Source organism: bacterium (assembly GCA_021372535.1).
Lineage (GTDB): Bacteria > Latescibacterota > Latescibacteria > Latescibacterales > Latescibacteraceae > JAFGMP01.
The window spans coordinates 21,657-42,450 of sequence record JAJFUH010000152.1; the positions used below are offsets into that span (position 1 = coordinate 21,657).

The 20,794-nt window shown below is 52.8% G+C and carries 14 protein-coding genes; 7 read left to right on the top strand and 7 right to left on the bottom strand.

The window, feature by feature from the left end:
- Positions 1-43 precede the first annotated feature (43 nt).
- Positions 44-1,816: a GIY-YIG nuclease family protein gene (locus LLG96_13595; protein ID MCE5251245.1), complete on the bottom strand. Its 1,773-nt coding sequence runs from the start codon at positions 1,814-1,816 to the stop codon at positions 44-46.
- A 223-nt stretch (positions 1,817-2,039) separates the two neighbouring features.
- Here LLG96_13595 and LLG96_13600 point away from each other — a divergent pair, with 223 nt between their 5' ends.
- The 3 genes from LLG96_13600 (at position 2,040) to LLG96_13610 (ending at position 4,348) form a co-directional block, all read left to right on the top strand.
- A complete protein-coding gene (locus LLG96_13600) occupies positions 2,040-3,101 on the top strand; it encodes a DUF1565 domain-containing protein (GenBank protein ID MCE5251246.1) in 1,062 nt (353 codons plus the stop codon).
- 245 nt (positions 3,102-3,346) lie between these two features.
- A complete protein-coding gene (locus tag LLG96_13605) occupies positions 3,347-3,817 on the top strand; it encodes a pyridoxamine 5'-phosphate oxidase family protein (GenBank protein ID MCE5251247.1) in 471 nt (156 codons plus the stop codon).
- 72 nt (positions 3,818-3,889) lie between these two features.
- Positions 3,890-4,348: a MarR family transcriptional regulator gene (locus LLG96_13610; GenBank protein ID MCE5251248.1), complete on the top strand. Its 459-nt coding sequence runs from the start codon at positions 3,890-3,892 to the stop codon at positions 4,346-4,348.
- A gap of 53 nt (positions 4,349-4,401) precedes the next feature.
- Here LLG96_13610 and LLG96_13615 read toward each other — a convergent pair whose 3' ends face one another.
- The 5 genes from LLG96_13615 to LLG96_13635 form a co-directional block, all read right to left on the bottom strand.
- Positions 4,402-6,738, bottom strand: coding sequence for an ATP-dependent DNA helicase (locus LLG96_13615; protein ID MCE5251249.1), 2,337 nt, complete (start codon positions 6,736-6,738; stop codon positions 4,402-4,404).
- 49 nt (positions 6,739-6,787) lie between these two features.
- The gene (locus LLG96_13620) at positions 6,788-7,885 is read right to left on the bottom strand and encodes an amidohydrolase (protein MCE5251250.1); all 1,098 of its coding nucleotides are present in this window, start codon (positions 7,883-7,885) and stop codon (positions 6,788-6,790) included.
- Between the two features lie 45 nt (positions 7,886-7,930).
- The gene (locus tag LLG96_13625; GenBank protein MCE5251251.1) at positions 7,931-9,316 is read right to left on the bottom strand and encodes an AGE family epimerase/isomerase; all 1,386 of its coding nucleotides are present in this window, start codon (positions 9,314-9,316) and stop codon (positions 7,931-7,933) included.
- A 19-nt stretch (positions 9,317-9,335) separates the two neighbouring features.
- Complete coding sequence (locus LLG96_13630) at positions 9,336-10,643, bottom strand: hypothetical protein (protein MCE5251252.1); 1,308 nt, start codon at positions 10,641-10,643, stop codon at positions 9,336-9,338.
- Between the two features lie 155 nt (positions 10,644-10,798).
- The gene (locus LLG96_13635) at positions 10,799-12,094 is read right to left on the bottom strand and encodes an AGE family epimerase/isomerase (GenBank protein MCE5251253.1); all 1,296 of its coding nucleotides are present in this window, start codon (positions 12,092-12,094) and stop codon (positions 10,799-10,801) included.
- A 539-nt stretch (positions 12,095-12,633) separates the two neighbouring features.
- Between LLG96_13635 and LLG96_13640 the strand changes: the two genes are divergently transcribed.
- The 3 genes from LLG96_13640 (at position 12,634) to LLG96_13650 (ending at position 17,825) form a co-directional block, all read left to right on the top strand.
- On the top strand, positions 12,634-13,005 hold the full coding sequence (locus tag LLG96_13640; protein ID MCE5251254.1) for a BlaI/MecI/CopY family transcriptional regulator: 372 nt from the start codon (positions 12,634-12,636) through the stop codon (positions 13,003-13,005).
- 11 nt (positions 13,006-13,016) lie between these two features.
- Positions 13,017-16,112: a T9SS type A sorting domain-containing protein gene (locus LLG96_13645; protein ID MCE5251255.1), complete on the top strand. Its 3,096-nt coding sequence runs from the start codon at positions 13,017-13,019 to the stop codon at positions 16,110-16,112.
- Positions 16,113-16,325: 213 nt separating this feature from the next.
- Entirely contained in the window at positions 16,326-17,825 is a 1,500-nt protein-coding gene (locus LLG96_13650) for a T9SS type A sorting domain-containing protein (protein MCE5251256.1), read from the top strand.
- A gap of 184 nt (positions 17,826-18,009) precedes the next feature.
- Here LLG96_13650 and LLG96_13655 read toward each other — a convergent pair whose 3' ends face one another.
- Positions 18,010-19,341, bottom strand: a complete 1,332-nt coding sequence (locus LLG96_13655; GenBank protein ID MCE5251257.1) for an AGE family epimerase/isomerase — start codon at positions 19,339-19,341, stop codon at positions 18,010-18,012.
- An 826-nt stretch (positions 19,342-20,167) separates the two neighbouring features.
- Between LLG96_13655 and LLG96_13660 the strand changes: the two genes are divergently transcribed.
- Complete coding sequence (locus LLG96_13660) at positions 20,168-20,686, top strand: hypothetical protein (protein ID MCE5251258.1); 519 nt, start codon at positions 20,168-20,170, stop codon at positions 20,684-20,686.
- Positions 20,687-20,794: the final 108 nt, after the last annotated feature.

Below are 20,794 nucleotides of genomic sequence, written 5' to 3' on the forward strand. Positions count from 1 at the left end.
TGCATAATATTCTATGAATGTACGGAAAAGGGAAAAAGTGGTCTCACACCCATTCGAGCGTCCGTTCGAGGTGTTCGTTGTGCAGTATCGATGAGGGACCGAGGCGAAGCTCGATATTTCTGCTTCCGGCGACAAGACGGCGCAGTTCGGTGGTCACAACGCGCATACGGTCGTAGGTTGCGACAGTGAAGCTCTGACGGCGTTCCTGAAACTGCCTTTTGTACCCGGGAGGAATATGGGCTTCTTTCCCGGAGGCCAGATCCGTTCGGTAGATAAGCGAGCCTTTCTCGAAAACGACGAGGTTTTTACGGCGGTGTGCGGAGTTTTCCGCTTCCCATGCAAGGGATGATTCAGAGAGCAGGCAGAACCACCGCGCGCGGCGGGCTGCATGCGCCCCGCGGATGATGACATGTTCGAGGGCATCCACTGTCGATTCCGATGTCCATGATGGCTGTTCGGCGGGTATCCCTTCATCGGCGGCGGCTGTTTCCATATCGGAGCCTGTGCCGTTTTCATCGGATTCTTCCGGAGATAATTCCCTGATCCGTTCTCTCCACAGGTGCGCCCCGAGACGAAAAAGCGCCTGTATCCCGGTCTTCTCCGAAAGCATATCGCTGTGACGGCGGAGAAACATATCGAATCCCGACCGGAAACAATCGATATCCGGGATGTACGGGGCCGGTATTCCGAGCGCCCCGGAGCAGGCCTGTTCATCGAACTGACCGTTCATACCGCCGTGTTCGACAAGCCCGGCAATCCGTGCGAGCGGCGCCAGTGATTCCTTCGCAGGCAGCGGCCCGACAGGATGATATTCGTCGGCCCGTTCGCTGAACTGCACGAGGTCGTCCGAGGAGAACCAGATTGTCCGGTCACGGTCACGGAGCGAGATGTTGTAGGGGGGCGAGAGACGTTTTATTTCGTCCGATTCGAGGACTGCGGCTTCGAGGGCCGATGCGGTGACGGTCACATCGATGTTTACCGCCTGTGTCAGCATCTCGAGGATATGTTCGCCGTGGCCGTTCCGTTTCTGAAAATAGCTGTTGACACGGCGCCTGAGCGAGCGCGCTTTACCGACATAGAGAACATCGCCGTTCGAGCGGAGCATCCGGTATACTCCCGGCACATCGGGTACATCGAGCCTGAGTCCGGGATTCATGGGATAGAATCTTCCCGACCGTGGAAAAGCTTCGGTATTGGACAGCCATTCGCGCAGTTCATCGAGTGTGGTTATACCGTGCTCGTCCTCGAGCAGGTCGAGCAGATTTTTCCAGATGAACGCGGTGGCGTCAACATGGTCGGCAGACCGCCGGAGCTCGGCGACCGAATAGCCGAAATAACCGGCAATCGCCCTGAGTCCTCTGCGCGGCAGGTAGGGAAGGAGACGGATCACAAGCTCGTGCGTACACACTATATCGAGGGGAAACGGAGTATGAGCGGAATTCTGCCCGTGAAGATGCCGCAGGAATGGTTCCTCGAACCGTGCAAAATGGATGACTGTCGGGCATGTTTTCAAACCACCGTCTTTTGCCACTGTATCTGCGGCTGCGTCAAGTTTTTCCCATACACCGGCAGGTGTATCCGCCGAAACAAGATCGGTACGGGTGATGCCGGTAATACGGGTTACCTGACGGGGTATATCGGCATTATCGGGCAGCGCGACGAGGCAGCTTTCGGCGGGACAGGGCGTTTCATTTCCCGTTTCCGAGGCCCGAAAGGGCGCCCAGCCGATTTCGAGCAGATGCCCTTTTTCGGGATTTGCGCCGGTTGCCTGGCAGTCGAGCACCAGGACTTCAAGGTCTGAAAGACGAGCGGACATACCAGATACTCATAGAGCGATTGATGGTGTAATCACGGTAAAACCGCGCCGGTCATTGTAATTATTTACACTCTCAGATAAAGTATAAAAAGTTTCATTATTTGTCAAGAAAAAAATGATCGCGAAAAAAATTTCCTTTGACAATAGTTCTATATAGAACTATCTTATATGGTACTGTTTTTAGCGCGCTCAATTCCACACCCGAATGCAGAGAGAGGAAACCATGAATACAACCTGGCACATGATACTGTTGTTAATCGCCGTTTTGGCCAGCAGCACGGTGTTTGCGGAAGTCCTCCATGTCGATGTCAGACACGGGAAAGATTCCAATCCGGGTTCGCCGCAGTTGCCGTTGAAAACAATCCCTCGGGCGCTTGAAATTATCGACAGCGCCCCCGGTCCCGGCTCGTCCGTCATCAAAATCGCCCCCGGAATATATTCGCTTGAGGAGCCTGCCACAATCGGGAATAAACGGGCATATTCCGAAAATGAGCGATTGATTGTCGAAGCCGCTGTTCTTCCCGGCGATCCCGGCTGGAAAGCCGAATCGATGCCGGTAATCGTTTCATCCGAATACCCTGAATTCTCGAACAACAAGAATCAGATGATCGAAGTGACCGGTTTGAAAGTGGCGGCCAGCCATGTCACCATCCGGGGGCTCAGGTTCACGGGAAGCCCCGCTCCGAAAATCCTGTACTATCCGATTTTCCGCGAGGGGAAAGACCTCGAAGACCTCGTCGTATCCCAGTGCATGTTTCTCTGCGACCAGCATGTCATCGCCTCGAATGTGGCGATATTGGCGAACGGTCACAGCCTTAAAGTGGATCACTGCGTGTTCTATCGCTGCTCAAATGCCGTGGTCTTCTGGAACGCCGGGGGCAATGTGAGCAGAGGGAATTCCATGACCCACTGCATCGTCGACGGCGGTTATACATCGGGAGTCTGGCTCTGTCAGACCGCCGAGGATTTTGAATTTCATCACAATATCGTCACCAATTGCCGGTTTGCATGGATGCGGAGCGAGGGAAACAGGAACACCTATCGACTCCATGACTGCATTATCAGTAATTTTCAATCCTATTCCGGAGTCTGCAAACCGGATTTCACTCTGAGCGACACAGGCCCGGAAATAACGTGGATCGAGGATAATGTCGAAAAAACAGGTCAGATAGAGCTCGAAAAAGGTCAGGGGCTCGATCTGGATATACCGTTCCGATATATGAACATCGTGAAAAAAACAACCGGATACGGGCTCGATGCGGGCCTGTTTCAGCGCAATCCCTGATTCTTCTGTATATAACCATGTAATCTCAACTATTCCGAAGAATTAATAGAACGCGGATTGACGCGGATCGGACAGATTTTCGCGGATTTGTTTTTCGTACCTGACCGATGTAACGTTGTAGGAGTAATTCATGAATTATCCCTACTCCGTGTTCTCCGTGTCTCCGTGGTGAAATAGTTTCTATGATGAAGTAGTTAATGTATTTTTTCAGATAACACCGGCTATGGTTAAAAAGAGGAGGAATCATGAACGAACGGACAATCAGGGAAGTCTGCCTTGAACTCATGGCATCCACTGATCTCGTGTATGTGTCAACCATCGATGAGCACGGGTATCCGCAGATTCGCGCCATGGGCAACCTGCGCAACAGGAGGCAGTTTCCGCGGCTGAGCGATTTTTTCAACCATCACCGGGACGACTTTTTAGTCTATCTGACCACAAACAGGCCTTCCCCTAAAATGCGCCAGATCGCCGTTAATCCGAAGGCCTGTCTGTACTACTGCAACTTCTCAGAAATTCATGGTTTATTGCTGGGTGGAACGATAGAAATAGTCGACGACCCGGAAATAAGGCACATGCTGTGGGAGGACAGCTGGATTCAGTTTTATTATGACGGCGTCGACGGTGAGGAATATAAGGTTTTGAGAGTCGTACCGTCCTTCGGGAAAGGCTGGCATAAAAGCTGCGGCGCATTTGAAATCACTTTCGGCGCATGATGGTAGTATAAACGGCGAGAAAATATTATATTCCCTGCTTGCGGGAGGGTTCAGCGAAAATCGGGGGATGAAATGGTAATTGAAGAAAACGACATGAAAAAGCAACGTCAGGGCGGTTTTCTCATGTCGAAAATCCATCACCTGTCGGGCCGGATTTTCAAACGCATGCTCAAGGAACACGGCATCGACGAGATCAATCCCGCTCAGGGAAGGATCATGTTCGTCCTCTGGAGTAACGATGGCATATCCATTCATGATCTGGCGAAAAAGACCTCCCTGGGCAAATCGACGCTGACCAGCATGCTGGACCGGCTGGAGAAGAACGGATTCCTCCGCAGAGAGCCCTCGAAAGAAGACCGCCGGAAAATTCTCATCTGGCGCACCGAAAAAGACAAATCGTTTCAGAAACTGTATGTGGAAATCTCACGGGAGATGACCGAGATATACTATGAGGGTTTTTCACAGGAAGAGAGAGACCGCTTCGAGGCTTTTCTCAAGCGGCTCCATGAAAACCTGAAGCGGTATGAGTAACGTCACACCCTCAGTGCGCTGGAACATGCCGGATAGCCTTCACCGGGCTGTTTTCATGGACAGTGCCCGCTCCAGAACGTTTCGAGCGCTGTACGGATATCCTGACCGTTTTTCACACATACCGTCTGCCATTCACGGGGCAGAAGTTCCCGGTAACGTGCAGTCGTGAAGCGCTCGTCGATGAGGAGCACGACCCCGCGGTCGGTTTCGGAGCGGATCACCCTGCCCGCCGCCTGCAGTACCTTGTTTATGCCGGGATACATGTACGAAAACTCGAAACCCGCTTCGAGATTGCCGTTGAAATAATCACGGATAAGCTCACGCTCGATCGATATGCCGGGCAGCCCGACACCGACTATGACAGCGCCGGTGAGACGGTCGCCGATGAGGTCGATCCCTTCACCGAATATTCCTCCCAAGACCGCAAAACCCGCGAGCGTTTCGGCATTGTCGTCTCCGAACCGCGCGAGGAAGGCGTCACGGTCATCCTCCGACATGCCCCGTGTCTGGATTACGGTGTCAATGCCGGGGTTTTTTTCGATGAACAACCCGGCGACGTTCAGCATATACTCATACGAGGGGAAAAACATGAGGTAGTTGCCTTTCCGCTGGCGCACGAGGGTTACCAGCATATCCGCCACCGGGGACATGGTTCTGTCACGGTTCCTGTAGAGGGTCGATATTCTGTCGGCGATAAGCAGGCAGAGGTTTTCGCTGGGGAAGGGCGAGGGAAGAATGAGTTCATCCGTCGTATCGCTGCACCCGAGAACAGTCCGGAAGTACTCCATCGGCACCATGGTTGCGGAAAAAAAGACCGCCGACCTGCACCGTCCGAGCGCTTCCCTCATCTGCGGGGACGGGTCCATGCAGAAGAGCTTCACGGTGAGATCGCTGCCGGTTTTTTCATAACAGGTGGCATAGCTTTTATCGTATCGTTCCGTAACACGGAGGAAACCGGTCACCGTAAAAAACAGGTTTATGAGCTCCTGACGGAATGGCGTTTTTCTGTTGAGTTTGAGCCAGTATTCGGCTTCGGCGACGAATTTCCTGAGCGGCTGACAGAGGTCGGCAGGGGGCTCGTGATCGGCGAGCGGATTTCCTTCTTCCCCGCACCGTTTCCGCGCCCGGACGAGACGGGTGTTGATGCTTCCGAGACGGGCGGCGAGACGGGGGATATCTTGCCGGACTGCCCGCTTCAGGTCGAGGAATGGCTGTTTGGTCAGTTCCGCCGAAAACATCTCCCGCGCCCTGTCGACGAGGTTGTGGGCTTCGTCCACGAGGAATGTATAGTCACCGCCCTCCTCGAAGAAAAACCGTCGCAGGTACACCCGCGGATCAAAGGCGTAATTGTAGTCGCAGATGATGCAGTCAAGCCAGAGGGCGCAGTCGAGAGAGAATTCGAAGGGACATACCCGGTGCTTGCCGGCGAGCTCGATGACTGTCTCACGGGTCAGGGCATCACGGGTGAAGGCATCGGCGAGGGCTTCGTTGACGCGGTCGAAATGACCGCGGGCGTACGGGCATTCATCACCGGTACAGGCGCTCCCGGGGCTGAAACAGATTTTCTCCTTGGCGGTGATGTCGATGGATTTCAGCCTGAGGCCGCGTTCACGCAGGACATCGAGCGCTTTCCCGGCAACCGTCTTTCCTGTTGTCCGGGCGGTGAGGTAAAAAATCTTCGAGGTGAATCCTTCGGCAATGGACTTGACCGCGGGAAAGAGCGCCGCCATGGTCTTGCCGATGCCCGTGGGCGCCTGCACGATGAGCTGTCCGCTGTCTCTGACAGCCCGGTAAACCGCTGCCGCCATGGCGCGCTGCCCGGCGCGGTAGGCCGTAAAGGGGAAATCGAGCGTCCGTATGGAATCGTCACGGGTGACACACCATGCCGCGATGGTTCCCGCCCAGGCAAGGTAATCGGCAACGAGCGCCCGGAAAAAGACACCGAGCTCATCCGTCCCGAACGAGCGGCGGATTTCATGTATCGTCCCCGTATCGATCCGGCAGTATGTAAGCTGTATATCGATGGATTGAAGATCGTGCTCTTCGGCATACATGAAGGCATAACACTTCGCCTGGCCCCAGTGGAGACGGTTTTCTTCACGCTCCAGTGTCTCGAAGCTCTCCGATGTCGTTTTTATCTCGTCGATGACGACACGGTCGGGATACACATAGACGCCGTCGATCCGCCCGCCGATATCGAGGATGAACTCATCGGTTTCGACACGCCTGGAGACGGTAACCTCGGCGATGTACTCCTTCTGCCGCGACCGCTGGATTCTCTGGTGGATACGTGTGGCTTCCACGGGATACGAGGAGGCAAAAGAGCTCAGATCGATATCGCCCGAACGGAGCGTGAATTCGACAAGCGCCCGCACCGGGACGCGGAGCATCGTTTTCACACGAAATCACCGGCCTGACCGCATGATTCACCAACAACCGTCATTTCTGGCCCTTGTACATATCGAGAATTTTCAGCGCATTTTTGTTGTAAATCTTTTCGAGCACATCATCGGGCAGATAGACACCGTAAATCATCCACCGTCCCTGACGATGATGCCCGCCCGCGGGGTCGAAGTACTCGTCGTCCGTTTCCAGAAAGCGGTAGTAAATCCGGTATGCCTCGGCATCACAGGGTGTGTCGGTGCCGAACAGGATGCGGTCCTGGTACTGTATAAGGAATTTACGGGCGGTTCGCGGCTGACGGCCGAGGTCGCTGATCCGGGCGCAGATGTCAACATAGAAGTTCGGGTAGCTGTCGAGCCACATGCCGACCTGGTGCAGCTCCTCCGGGAGCGTTCCCACATGCGCGCCGATGAATATGGTGTTCGGGTGACGGGCGAATACGCGGTTCCGCTGGGCGAGAATCTCCTCCTTGGAGGGGTACTGATCGCCGTAGAACGACCAGTCCGGATGGTCGCCTAACTCGTCATACCGCTCGTTGTATTTGTCCACGGGGGTAAAGAATGCCTTGGGATCGCTCACATGGATCATGACGGGGATACCCAGTTCGGCACATTTTGCCCACAACGGGTCGATACGGGGATCGTCCACCGGCACGAGCTTCCCGCTTTTGTCTTTGATTGTCAGACCGAGCGTTTTGAAAATTTTCATCCCGCGTACGCCGAGCTTGACCGCGTGTTCGAGCTTTGCCGCCTCTTTGATGCCGAAGTCCGGCTCGTCGATCTTACTGAAATCCGGGGAGAAAAACACGATGAACCGTTCTTTCGACACGCTCTGTGAAACGGTAAGGTGTTCACGGTAGAAATCCCCCTCGGACCGTCCGTCGAGGCTTACGCACTTCACCACTCCGGCTTTGTCCATCTCCTCGAGATATTGTTTGGTGTTTTTAAGCCTTCCGAGGTGATTGTGGATATCGATCACCGGGAATTTGGGACGGAGAATCGTTGTCTCCTTGACCACGAGCTGGCTTTTCGGCTGCCAGTCCAGAAGTTTGAGGTCGCCGCTCTGGGCATACAGCGCCGTCGTGACAAGGATAAACAGCGCGGCATAAACACCCGTCTTCCATGAACAGTTCATGTATGCATCCTCCTCTCAACATAAAAGTTCTCTATAAAAGTGTTATCATGCACTGAAAACATCCGACACTTTACCGCCGCGCCCGATCATCCGCTCGATGGCGAGCAGATTGAGCATGAGGTGCCGCGGGTGATGAAAGTTCTCCGCACGGCTGGCGTGACGCTCGAAAGTGACCTTTCTGTCGGCATAGTCGATCCACAGCGGGAACCCGTACTGCTTGAGAGGGAACTTCTCACGGACATAGGTGTAGGTCTTCCCGAACAGGTCCTTCGCCCATCCGGCGCCGGTGTGCTCGATGATGCAGAGCGCGCCGATGAGGATTTCCGCATGGAGATACTGCGCCTTGAACACCGACCATTCGTTCCTGTCCACGTTGACGAGCGTGTGGAGCGCGCCGCCGTATACATCGTCCCAGGCGACCTCGACATGACGGCGGAACCGGTCGGCAGCGGTATCGAAAAGCGTTTTGTCTTTACGGCGCAGCGCTTCGAACATGATCATCCAGCTTGTTTCCGTGCAGTGGCCCATGTCGACATACTGCCCGCAGTCTCCCGCGGGGCGTGTCATGTCATGATTGAGCACCTCGCTGTCGAGCCTGAATTCCGGGCTGTAGTGGTGGTTGAGAACGGCATCGACCGAGCGCCCGATGACCGCCTCCACCTCGGGGTCGGCTTTGAACTCGAGCATCTGCGTGCCGAGCCTCATGAGAAGCATCCAGTGCCCCTGAATGCGCGGCGCGGGGACAACGAGAGGTACATCGGCGTCCTTCGTTTTGGTCGGGTCCCAGCCGAAAATATCCTTCCCGGCGGGAGGATAATCGGGGCTGTCGTATATCTTCAGGCATTGGAGCATGATGTCCTTCGCCATGTTCCAGTATGTGTCATCGCCGACAGCCTTCGAATACTCGGAGAGGCCGTTCGCAACGAACAGATCGCCGTAGACACGGGTTTCCGGCCCGGAAAGGGGCTTCCCCTCCCGCGAGTACGCTTCCGGGAAGCGGGATTCGCCCTTTGGCTTGTTTTTGAGGGTGAAATCAACCGCTTTGCTGGCGATATCGAGAAATTTCTGGTTTTTGTCGACCTTGTTGTAGAGAAACGAGTAGACCCAGATGCCGCGCCCCAGATACCATGTCCGCTTCTCAGTGCTCAGACGGGTGCCGTCACGGTCGACGGTGACCATGAAACCGCCGTACTCGTGATCCACCACGAATTTGTCGTGGAATGGCAGGAAATCGTCGAAAAGGTCATAGCGGTACAGGCCGCGGAGTTCCTCGAGCGTATATCCCGCCAGTTTGCCGTCGCTGCCGGGAACCGACAGTTCATGCTGCGGCATTTTACCGGAGGTTTGCGGCGGTTTCGCTTCACAGCCGCCGAGTCCGGCGCATACTGCGGCGGTTCCCGCGGAAGCGCCGATGAACGAGCGTCTTTTCATATACCCAGCTCCAGTTTTATCAGTAGTTTTTACCTTCCTGGCGGATGGTCTTGAAGTCCAGGTTTTTCGTTATCCGGAACAGTTCTCCATCCCCCGGAGCGAGCTCGAATTCGACAAGCTGTTTGCCGCTGCCCTTTTCGGTCCACCGTTCGTTGATGTCGCGATAGGTGATATTGTCGCCGCCGGTTCTCTGGGAGTACATGTAGAAATCGTATGCCTGGGCGATCTTGTTGCGGCTCTTTTCGGACAGTATCTCGGTGATCGGGAGCGGTATCCATGTCCCGTTCTTACGGTCGAATTTCTCGATTTTCGCCACGGGGAATTTGCGGCGGATTTCCATCGCAACGATCTGTCTGCCCTCACAGTTGGTGTTGCACACCATGGCATAATCGATTTCCTTGTCATCCTTGAATGTGCCGAGCACAAGCCCCGGATAACCATGGCTGAAGACCTGAATCCAGTGCTCCTCCGGAATCGCCTTCGCGTCCCGCGGCAGCGGCTCGGTATGGAACACATCGACCGAGTGAAGTTTCATGAGAACCGGCCCGAGCACTTTGAGCTCGGCGTTGATGGCGGCGACATCCTTCCCGCATTCGTTGAGCTCCGATGTCCCCGGCTTGAACATCATACCGGCCCAGAACCATTCAACGCCCTTTATGCCGTACGCAAGCGCCGTATAGACACCCTCGCGGATTCGCTCGCGGTTGTCGGGACGGTAGGAAATTTTGCCCGATTCAGACCCCCACAGCGCTTCGGGGCTGCTGTCGACCTCGAAAAAGACAACGAGCGGTACTCCCGCATCGAGCGCTGCCTTACGGTACAGCTCCAGTTTCGTGAAATGGCCGTTGGTGCCCCACCAGTACTGGTAGTAGTCGTAGCTCAGGATTCTCGGTTGAATGGTTTCCATGTAGCTGCTCAGATACTCCCCGCCGAGGGAGATGAGATTGGAGTAATCGAGATGATCGGGGTCTGCCGCGCGGTAGGCGCGGTGAAGCTTGAGCAGCGCGGGCAGGTTATGGAGCGGCTCGTCGATGATATGGTATCCCCAGAGCGCGGGATGTTTTGCCGTGGAGGGCGCATCTTCGGGACTCACCCCGTGAACGAGGAGCTTGAGACCGTACTTTTTGCAGAGATCGAGCTTGTCCCTGTCGCCGTCGATGATGTTGAAGCCGGCATCGGCAATTGCCCTGATGCGCTGCTCGGCATCGGGTGCACGGTTATTCGCTCCGAAGAGGAAGATCATGAACTCGTCCATACGCCACTCGGCCCGGGCCGGGACAGCGAAAAACAGCACAAACACAAGAAAATATGCCACGTTTCTTTTCATATGACATCCTCCGCGGGATTCCTGTAAAACGTTTCAGCCCTGTTCCATATGGTGTATGAATAATCCATTCAATATTGATTATTATCTCCGTGTCCTCCGTGCTCGCCGTGCTGGCGAACCGTCGCAGCAGGTCTCCGTGGTTAATTGTTTCGGTGTCATGCAAAGGCTGACGATACCATCCCTCCACGCTGTATCATCCGGTCAAGCGACAGGATGTTGTAGATGAGGCACTGGGGATAGTGGAAATTCCCGATGCGTGGGGCGCTGAACACCGCCGGGGTATCCGCCCTGTCGCCGGTGCATGTCCAGGGGGAAAAACCGCTCTTTACCGGCTCGAATCTGTCCCTGATGAAATGGTAGAATTTCGAGTACCATGTTTTCGACCACGGCGAGCCGGTATGTTCCACCAGCAGCATACACCCGATGAGCGCTTCGAGCTGGAACAGGAGCACCACATCGAGCGTCCAGATATTTTTCATGACATTGTCGAGGGATCTGAACACTCCGCCGAATCCGTCATCCCAGGCAATCTCGACATGCCGCATGAACAGGTCCGCCGCGGTATCGAACAAACCGCTGTCCTTTCTGCGCAGCGCCTCGTCGAGCATGAACCACAGAACCTCGATGGCATGGCCGGTGTACGACCACTGTGAATACGGATTTTCGGGGGCCGTCCTGCTGAAATCATGGTTGAGCACCTCGTTGAAGAGTCCGTATCCTGGATTATAGTGGTGGTTGAGCAGTGCATCGATGCATCGTCCGGCCACACCTTCGACATCTGTGTCAGGCCCCGCTTCGAGATACTGGGTGGAAACCCGGAGCATCAACATCCAGTGGCCGAGCATGCGCGGAGCGACGATGTCCGGCCCGCCGGGCAGGAACGGTTTCCCCGGATAGTCGGGACGGTCGTACATGCGGAGGCATTTCATGAGAATCGCTTTCGCCTCGTTACGGTACCGTTCGTTCCCGGGTATTTTCGCGAATTCCTGAAGACCCATCGCGATGAAGAGATCGCCGTATATTTCGCCCTCCGAGAGCGGCTTGCCCTCACGGGTATAGGTCGCGGGCCAGAAAACATCTCCTTCCGGTTTGAGCGCAAGGATAAAATCCACCGTCCTGCGCGCCATTTCGAGAAACCGTCTCTCTCCCTCGATCTTGTTGTAGAGAAAGGAGTATAGCCAGATGCCCCGTCCCTCGTACCATGCCCGCTTGACCGTATCGATACGGGTGCCGTCGGGACGGACGTTGCACATGAATCCGCCGTATTCATGATCGACTGCATACCGCTCCAGATAGGGCAGATACTCCCCGAGCAGGTCCTCGAGGAACCGGTCGCGGAGAGCTTCGGGTGTCATGCCGGCGAGTGTGCCGTCATCGGAGAGGCACCGGCTGCTCCGGTCGGCGCCGGCCGTCCGCATATACGGTTTATTGAAGATACTGTGTTGTCCCATTGCCGCTGTCCCCGTCATTACTCATGGTGATTCGTTTCGCAGGGAGGGGCAATTCATAAAATCCCCTCCGATAAACAGTTATTGCTCCGGTGATTAAACAGTGAAATAAATTTCGAAAATTGAGCCATATAAAGGTGATTCGATACAATCTGTGTAATTGCGCACCAAGCCGTCATTCCCGCGAAAGCGGGAATCCATGTTTTTTTACTTCCGGTATCATTCTGTATTCGCCGGAGCAATAAATATGTTTTAAGAAAAACAATATTCGGTGATACACGCTGTCAGGGATCGGCATGAAGCGCCGTATTACATGCTCCCGGCAGCGAACGGACAATCCATTACGCCTCCGATTCGGAGGATGAGGCATAAAAAAAATATTCTTTTTCACCATATTCTTACAAATTATAACATAATTATTAATATTGTTATGAGCAATTATCAATAGTCATAAAAATAATTTGAAAAAAAATGGCTTGACAATAAATACATACAGAGATAGATTTACCGCTGTGTGTATTTGCGGACAGGAGAATAATCGGATGACTAATGTAGAACTGGGACGGATTCAAGTCAGAATCATGCAGGTGCTTTGGGAGAAAAAGCGTGCAACAGCCCGTGAAATAACGACCGTATTAAACGAGTTTGAACCGATAGATCACAGAAATGTTCAGACTATCCTCAGACGTCTTGAGAAAAAAGGTTCCATAGGGTTTACCGTCGAGGATCGAACGCATATTTACTACCCCCTGATCGATAACAACAGAGTGAAAATGAAGGCAATCAGTGACTTCATCAATCAGATGTTTCAGGGTTCCGTCAGTAATCTCGTATCGGCTCTGATCAGCCATGAACATATTTCTGTCGAAGAACTGAAAAAAATCTTCCGTATGTTTGAAAAAAAGGATAAGTAATCGTGTGGGGAATGCCCTTTCCTGAATGGTTACAAAATATCGTCAACGGCGCCGTCGTTACCGGGTCCAACCTTTTTGTTCAGTCCACCATCATCGTCACGACTGGTTTATTCGCTGCATATGCGATGAGAAAAAGGGGCGCGGCGGTTCAATCGGTCATTCTTCGCATCTTCCTGACAGCCGTGCTTCTCTCGCCGGCGCTGTCGTTCATTCTGCACCGGTCAGGTATAAAAAGCGTAACATTCGATGTTCCCCAGATTCACGTATCGAAGAAATCCATACCTGCTCCGCGGACACGGCTCATACAGAAAACTTCCGAAATCCCCGGAAAGAAAAGCTCCGACACAATCGTTTATGAAAAAAGAAAAGAGAACGCGACCGTAAACACATTGAAACAGGAGAGCATCGGATCGACCGTGTTCGACAGGAACAGGGAAAAAACATCCATTCCTCATAAAGAAACTGCCGCTGTTCCCCGGCATATCGCCCCTGCTCCGTTATCCCGCAAAACTGTTCACGGCATGGATTCCCGTCAGGCATTGCGCGCCGCGGTATATATTCTGATGACGATGGTGTGGTCAGCCGCGTCGTTTTTGTTACTCATCAAATTCTTACTGGAAAATCTCTACCTGGTATATCTCCGGAAATCATCGGTGGAGGCAAAACAATCCTACCTTGATACCTGCGGATCGATAGCCTTCGAGCTTGGTATTCAAACCCCGATTGTCCTGCAAAATCCCAATACGTCGAGTCCGTTCGTCATGGGATTGTTCAAACCCCGCATAATTCTGCCCATGGGAAAACACGAGCGTGCTCTGCCGGAAAGAGAAGTGTTTTTACACGAACTTGCCCATTTGAAGCGGCACGATCCGTTATGGAATCATCTGTCGCGAGCGAGCAAAATAATTATCCCCTTTCAGCCTCTTTTATGGATACTTGCCCGGAAAATAACCGAAACAAGCGATTTTGTATGCGACGATTATGTGATGAATTCGGTCAATAATCGCCGGATGTATGCCCGTCGGCTCGCTCATCTGGCAAAGCGGTATCATCCGCGGGGATATGAAATCCGGACGACCGGAGTCGGATTCATTTCCTTTACCTCATCCCTCAGACGCCGTATCGAGCGGATACTCGATGTAACACATACGCTTTCGCTGAAAGCCGGGATGCGGATTGTTCTGTATATCTCCTGTATCTGTGCACTGGTCACTTTCGTGACCGGCCTTATCGGGCTGCGGGGGAAAAGTTTTGTCAGCGAGAGTTTTGCTTCCGGTAACATTTCAGGCAGAAACAAGAAGAAAAGTACGGATAAAATCACAGAAGCGGATCGATCTGCCGGAGACTTTTCATTTAAACCGGCAAGTTCAGCGGATTCACCGCCGAAAACCGTTTCCGATCCGGTTACGGACACGCCGGTTATCGAACGGGCCACGCCGACCGATACTGAAACCATCGGCGCCGTAATACCGACCGTTTCTGACGATATTCATGCGGCAACGGCTTTCCGGCTTCCGCAGACGACTGAAACCGACGGGGAAAATGAAATTCCGGAAAAAATCCCTGAAACGGTAACCGACAACGAAACCGGCGCGGACAACACTGACGGAATAACCGCAATTGGCCGGAGCATCGATCAGCCCGGTGAAAACGGTGATGACATCATATCGGCCGACCATGAAAATAATACAGTAATTTCCGGAGATTCCGGGACCACGGATGGTTCCACACATACGTCACTCACCCGATTTGAGCCGGTCAGTCCGCTCGGGGCCGCCATGGTTGGTGAAAACGAAAGCGATGTTCCGACACCGGTTACTGTGCAGATATCATACAATTACAGGGATGCCGACAGGAACAATCCGGACGAGAGAAAATGGAGCGACATATACCAGGCGGCAGACAGAAACCAGAAGTGTCCCATATGGTCTCCTGACGGAAACCATATCGCTTATTCGGACCCGAGTTACGGCATCTGGATGATACCGTGCGGCGGCGGCGAGCCGGTTCTGGTATACGACAATTATCAAAATATCCGGCTGCCGAAATTCAATTTTACTCTTGCCGGTCTGGAAACGTTGAGTTTCTCGCCGGACGGGCGTGAAATAGCGTTCACTCTCGAAGTGTTCGACCGCGAAAAGGGAACCGATTTCGATTTTCTTTACGATTCCCTTCTCAACAATAAATCATACCCCGACTACGACCCGTTCCATATCATCGCATGTGTGAATATCGAAACCGGAGAAAAACGTATTATCGCCGAGGACACCCGATCCGGTTCATGGAGCCGTGACGGGCGGTATTTCGTGTATGTCAGGGAATCCAGTCCGGAACTTCATGTCATGGATTTGAACTCAGGGGAAGACCGGGTCATCATGAACGGTTCGGCTCTTTCACCCTGTTTTTCCGATCAAAACCGGGAAATATATTTTTCACGCGAATCCACCGGCGGCTCCGTTGAGATTTTCCGCATCCCCAGGGAGGGAGGAACTCCCGAACAACTCACGTTCCCCGGGAAAGACAATCCCGTCCAAACCCGTATTGTCACCGATTGTTCTCCGGACGGGGAATGGATTCTCTTCACCGGGATTCGGGCCGAACGGTCCTTTCTTGGAGCGTTCAACACGCTGAGCGGCTCACTCCGGGAAATATTCCCCGGTGAACCTCTCTCACAGTGTTCCGGGAAATTCTCTTCCGATGGTAAAAAGATTTGTTTTTACATCTCCACCACCGACAGGCTCGGCCCGGTACAGAAACTCTATCTGTGCAAAAACACCCTTCCTTCGGAAGCTTTGAGAATCCCCTCGGCGGAAGCGGATACAGCGCCGGATTCTTTTACGCTGACCGGAAATTTTCCCAATCCGTTCAACGCATCGACAACCATACAGTTTACACTCCCTTCCGGCGGATTCACCCGTCTGACCGTTTATAACGTGCTCGGACAGAAAATCCGCGAGCTGGTCGCAGGCGAGATGCAGCAGGGGACATACTCGATTGTATGGAACGGGAAGAATGACTATGGAATGACAGTATCGAACGGGACATATATCTCTCATCTTCAGTTGGGCAACTTATCAGCCACAAGGAGGATGATGCTCATTAAATGATGAATCCTCATGTATGCTGCCGGTACATGAGGGATGAACATGAATCGCCCGCGGAAAGGGTTCCGCGTTTTGGGGACGGGGATTAAACGGCGATTCACCGGATAGGACTACGGATCACGGGAAGTTCCACCGGATGAATACCTGAGAAAATCTTGAACTGTTGATTGTCGGTGGAGCGTTCCCCGATAATACGTCAAAAAACGGAGACAGGAAATGAAAGCATTGAATCTCTTTCTTCTTGCAATCATGTTGTTCGCCACAACCGCTGCCGCGGCGGATTTTATTCCATCCGAAAAGGTTGAGGTAATCGACAATAACGGCTATTCATGGGGATACATCCCACCGATCGAAAATGTCGGTTACATGATGAATCACTTAAAATGGAACCCGATTCTGTCCTCGGATGGAAAGTGGATGGTTTTTCTGGGAAGAAGGAACAGAAAGCTCTGGCTCGTTCCTTCGGAAGGCGGTACTCCGGTTGAAATTTTTGACCTGGAGACCAAGCCGCTGCCTGAGGGTTCCCGGGGACAAACCATTGATGAAACGACTCTTAAATTTACTCCCGATGGTAATGAATTATCGTTCACCATAGTGTTTGAAAATGAGGACATGGGAAGTTACGATGTTTACTCGGATGCGGATTCGACGTTTTCCAGTCCGAGGAATCGACTGTATTCCATCATGACATTCAATCCTTCAACGAATGAATACCGGGAAGTTGTCAAGAACGGAATACATTACGACTGGAGCGCCGATGGCAGGTATATCTGCTATATCAATATCGATCCCCGTGCGTATTACGATCCGGCGAATGCCGAGCATCACTGCGCTCCTGCGATCTATGATACACAGACAGGAAAAACCCGCTTTCTGACGGATGAAAACTGGAATCAAAACATACTGAACCAGACGAAAATCTGCAGTCCTTACATTGGAACGACATTCAGCCCGGACGGTTCGCATATTGTCGCCAGTAAATATATCAACGAGAGCCGTCAACTGGTGAAAATTCCGTTCGAGGGAGGAGAGCCGGAACAGATCACCTTTGTCGATCAGAAGGCTGTTTGCTCATATCCCTTCTGCGTTTTACCCAAATATTCTCCGAATGGGGATTGGATCCTTTTCAATATAGAGCGTACCATGGTTATCATGAGTACCAAAAGCGGGGAAATATATGATTTCTACAGCCGGAAACCATTCAAACTTACCGGTGCTCCGATCGAAACCCCCATTTTCCAGATAATGGATGCGTACAATTACAGTTGGTCGTTTGACGGGAATAAAATTACATATAACCTCTGGGCCATATGGGATACTTTACAGAACAACCTGGCTTTAGGCAGTCAGTACGGAGTATTTAACCATTACATAGTGATTTATGATTTCAAACCTGAAACATTCGAGAAGATCACCTCGGTGGAAGAAACACAGCCCGAGGAGTTCTCCATAACCGGCAATTATCCCAATCCGTTCAATCCGGCCACTACGATCGACTTTACCCTGCCTGAAGCCGGGTATGCCGATCTGGCCGTCTATAACGTCGCGGGACAGAAAATATGTGAACTGGTCTCGGGAATACTTCCGGCAGGGAGACATTCGGTGGTTTGGGACGGCCGTGACCAGAATGGCAAGTCAGTCTCGTCCGGGGTATATATTACCCGCCTGATGATGAGAGATAAGGTAACGACGAGATCGATGATGTTACTTAAGTAACCGGCCTCCCATTTTTCTTTAAAGGGCATTCCGTTCACAGGAATGCCCTTTGATCTTTCATGGAAAGAATTCCTCAATGCTTGCATCGGAATAAAACCACTTCGGTACTTCTTTTTAGACCCCCCTCTCCTGGATATCCCGTCTGCCCCAAGACCACAGCATGGGGGCTTTCCCACGAATCCCGTCACGCTCCGAAGACACCCGAAACCTTTCCGCCCCGTTTCATGATGCGCTCGACTGCCTCCATGTTGAGCATGAGGTGACGGGGGTGATGGAGGTTTTCGGCGCGGCGGCCCTTATCACCCTTCACGAAAACGGCTTTACGGTCGGTGTAGTCCTGCCAGAGCGGGAGGCCGTACGGTTTCAGCGGGAAATTCGCATACACCCAGGTATGGAGCTTGTCGAACCACTCCTTCGCCCAGTCGGCGCCGGTATGCTCGATGATGCACATGAGCCCGTTGAGGTCTTCCATCTGGCCCCAGCCCGCTTTCCCGACATCCCACTTGTTCTCATCGACATTTTCGAGCATGATGAACACACCGCCGTACACATCGTCCCATGCGACTTCGAGCGTCCGTCTGAACCGAGCCGCGTTCTCGTCGAAGAGCGCCTTGTCCTTTCTGCGGACCGCTTCGTACAGGGTCATCCAGAGCATCTCGGAGGAATGGCCGAGACTGCCGTACTGGGCGAGCCTGTTGTTCGGCCGGGTGAAATCGTGGTTGATCTCCTCGTTGTAGAGGCCGTAATCGGGATTGTAGTGATACTTCATCTGAGACTCGATACAACGGTCGGCGACCGCCTTGAGCTCGGGATCGTCCCTGTTTTCGAGCATCTGGGTGATAAAATGGAGCGTGATGAACCAGTGCCCGAGGGAACGTGTTCCGTTCGGGGTCAGCTCGGTTTTGTTGTATCCCGGCTGGTCGTAGAGACGCATGCACTTTTTCATGATGTCTTTGCCTATGTCCCAGTACTGCTCGTTGCCCTTCGCCTTCGAGTATTCGCAGAAGCCGGTGGCGATGAACATATCGCCGTAGATGTTGACCTCGCGGTCTCCGGCTTTCCCCTCGCGGGAATAGTAGGCGGGGAAGAATACATCCTCTTTGGGAAGATGTTTCATGACGAAATCCACCGATCGTTTCGCCGCTTCGAGATTCCGCGGGTCCGGATCGATTCTGTTGAAGAGGTGCGAGAATGTCCACGTTCCACGGCCCTCGTACCACGAGCGCTTTTCCCAGGAAAGCGGGGGACCGTCCCAGTCCGTATGGAGGCAGAATCCGCCGTACTCCTTGTCCACGACATACTTGTGCTGAAATTCCTTGAACTCGTTGAGGTCTGCCATGTAGCTGCTGCGGAGCTCCTCGAGGGTCTTTCCCGCCAGTTTGCCATCCGCACAGACAGCCATCGGCTGCTGAGGCTGTGTCTGACCGGACTGCCGGGGCTGTGTCTGACAGCCGCCGATTCCGGACAGCGCCGCGGCTGTTCCCGCCGTTGCGCCGAAAAATGATCGTCTTTTCATTGCCGTTCTCCCGGGAAATACATGGTTTGTACATGGGGCAGATTGTGTATGTGACTTGAAAACAGAATGCTTAACGGTTTTAACGATGTACAGGGAGTTTCTCTCCCCCGATTATACCGGTTTATATATACGTATTTTAAAAGCCGGTGTCCAAGAAATTCTGTTTTTTCTTTGCAATTTCCGAATATTTCGTTGATACTGCTGTATGAGCGCCGGAGATTTACTGTATTTCCTCACCCTTTGATTCCCTCCCTCCTTATACCATAGTGACTCCCATAAATGTGAGAGGGGCTGTTCCACGAGTCCGGATCAAGGCTCTCCCTCGCCCTGAGCGTGTTTCAGGGAGATGGAGCCAGCAGGGTGATGGTTTATGGGTACGGAAACACATTACCTCGTAATCCCCCAAAATCCACGATGAATTGTACTGTAATACATTGGTTACAATGAGAATATAGACCATTAAGCCTGTGAATTTATAAACCCGTTGAAAAGCCCCGCGGTCACAACCGGTTTTCGGAAAAAGAATGGGTGCTGTCCGAGCGAGCCGAAGGCTCGTGAGTTCACACATTCCCGAAAAACGGTCCGTGACCGGGGAATAAGGCTTTTCACGGGGCGCCCTTTCCTTGGTTACTTCCTTTGGGCACACAAAGGAAGTAACATCTAAAAAATATTCTTAAAAAATGGGGAGTGTCATCAATGTATTACTCCTTGACACCTCTGTTGATTATACTATATTGTGTTCATTATATCATTATTTCAGGTCTCGCCTAAAACCATATAATCATCGATTTATACCGTCATTATCATAGTAATCGGGGACACTGATATGGCCGATAAGATTCTCATCGCATATGCGAGCAAGTACGGCTCGACAGCGGAGGTGGCTGCTGTCATCGGAGAGGTTCTTTCGCAGGCAGGCGCGGATGTCGATATCGTTCCCGCGCGGAAGGTCAGGGACATCGGCCCTTATGGGTATGTAATCCTCGGCACACCGATCTTTATGGGAAAACCACAGAGAGCGTCGATTGCCTTTGCCAGAAAACATCGTACAGCGCTCGGCAAAATCCCGGTGGCGCTTTTTTCTCTCGGTCTTCAGATGATGGATGACACGCCGGAGAACAGGGAAAAGGCGCGGCAGTTTCTCGCGCCACTGCTGGCAATAATCGGCGAACCCGTGAGTCTCGGGCTCTTCGGCGCAAGGATAGATCACAGCAAATTCGGGTTTATTCTCCGCTTTATCGCCTCACGGGATAAATCCGGGGTCATGCGCGGAGGCGACTGGCGCAACTGGGATAACATACGGGAATGGGCTGCCGGTCTGACTGCTCTCCTGAGCGGACGGTGATCGATGCTCTTATTGTTGGCAGGAAAAGCATTGTGCAAAAGATAAAGAAATGTGAAAGTTTCGAGTTTAACGCGGGAAACAGGGTTAAACGGCTGATATACCTTTTAT

Coding starts and splice junctions, on each gene's coding strand:
- LLG96_13630 (MCE5251252.1), bottom strand. CDS start 10,643: ATGAAAAGAAACGTGGCATATTTTCTTGTGTTTGTGCTGTTTTTCGCT.
- LLG96_13655 (MCE5251257.1), bottom strand. CDS start 19,341: ATGAAAAGACGATCATTTTTCGGCGCAACGGCGGGAACAGCCGCGGCG.
- LLG96_13625 (MCE5251251.1), bottom strand. CDS start 9,316: ATGAAAAGACGCTCGTTCATCGGCGCTTCCGCGGGAACCGCCGCAGTA.
- LLG96_13645 (MCE5251255.1), top strand. CDS start 13,017: ATGCCCTTTCCTGAATGGTTACAAAATATCGTCAACGGCGCCGTCGTT.
- LLG96_13635 (MCE5251253.1), bottom strand. CDS start 12,094: ATGGGACAACACAGTATCTTCAATAAACCGTATATGCGGACGGCCGGC.
- LLG96_13615 (MCE5251249.1), bottom strand. CDS start 6,738: ATGCTCCGCGTCCCGGTGCGGGCGCTTGTCGAATTCACGCTCCGTTCG.
- LLG96_13650 (MCE5251256.1), top strand. CDS start 16,326: ATGAAAGCATTGAATCTCTTTCTTCTTGCAATCATGTTGTTCGCCACA.
- LLG96_13605 (MCE5251247.1), top strand. CDS start 3,347: ATGAACGAACGGACAATCAGGGAAGTCTGCCTTGAACTCATGGCATCC.
- LLG96_13610 (MCE5251248.1), top strand. CDS start 3,890: ATGGTAATTGAAGAAAACGACATGAAAAAGCAACGTCAGGGCGGTTTT.
- LLG96_13595 (MCE5251245.1), bottom strand. CDS start 1,816: ATGTCCGCTCGTCTTTCAGACCTTGAAGTCCTGGTGCTCGACTGCCAG.
- LLG96_13620 (MCE5251250.1), bottom strand. CDS start 7,885: ATGAACTGTTCATGGAAGACGGGTGTTTATGCCGCGCTGTTTATCCTT.
- LLG96_13640 (MCE5251254.1), top strand. CDS start 12,634: ATGACTAATGTAGAACTGGGACGGATTCAAGTCAGAATCATGCAGGTG.
- LLG96_13660 (MCE5251258.1), top strand. CDS start 20,168: ATGGCCGATAAGATTCTCATCGCATATGCGAGCAAGTACGGCTCGACA.
- LLG96_13600 (MCE5251246.1), top strand. CDS start 2,040: ATGAATACAACCTGGCACATGATACTGTTGTTAATCGCCGTTTTGGCC.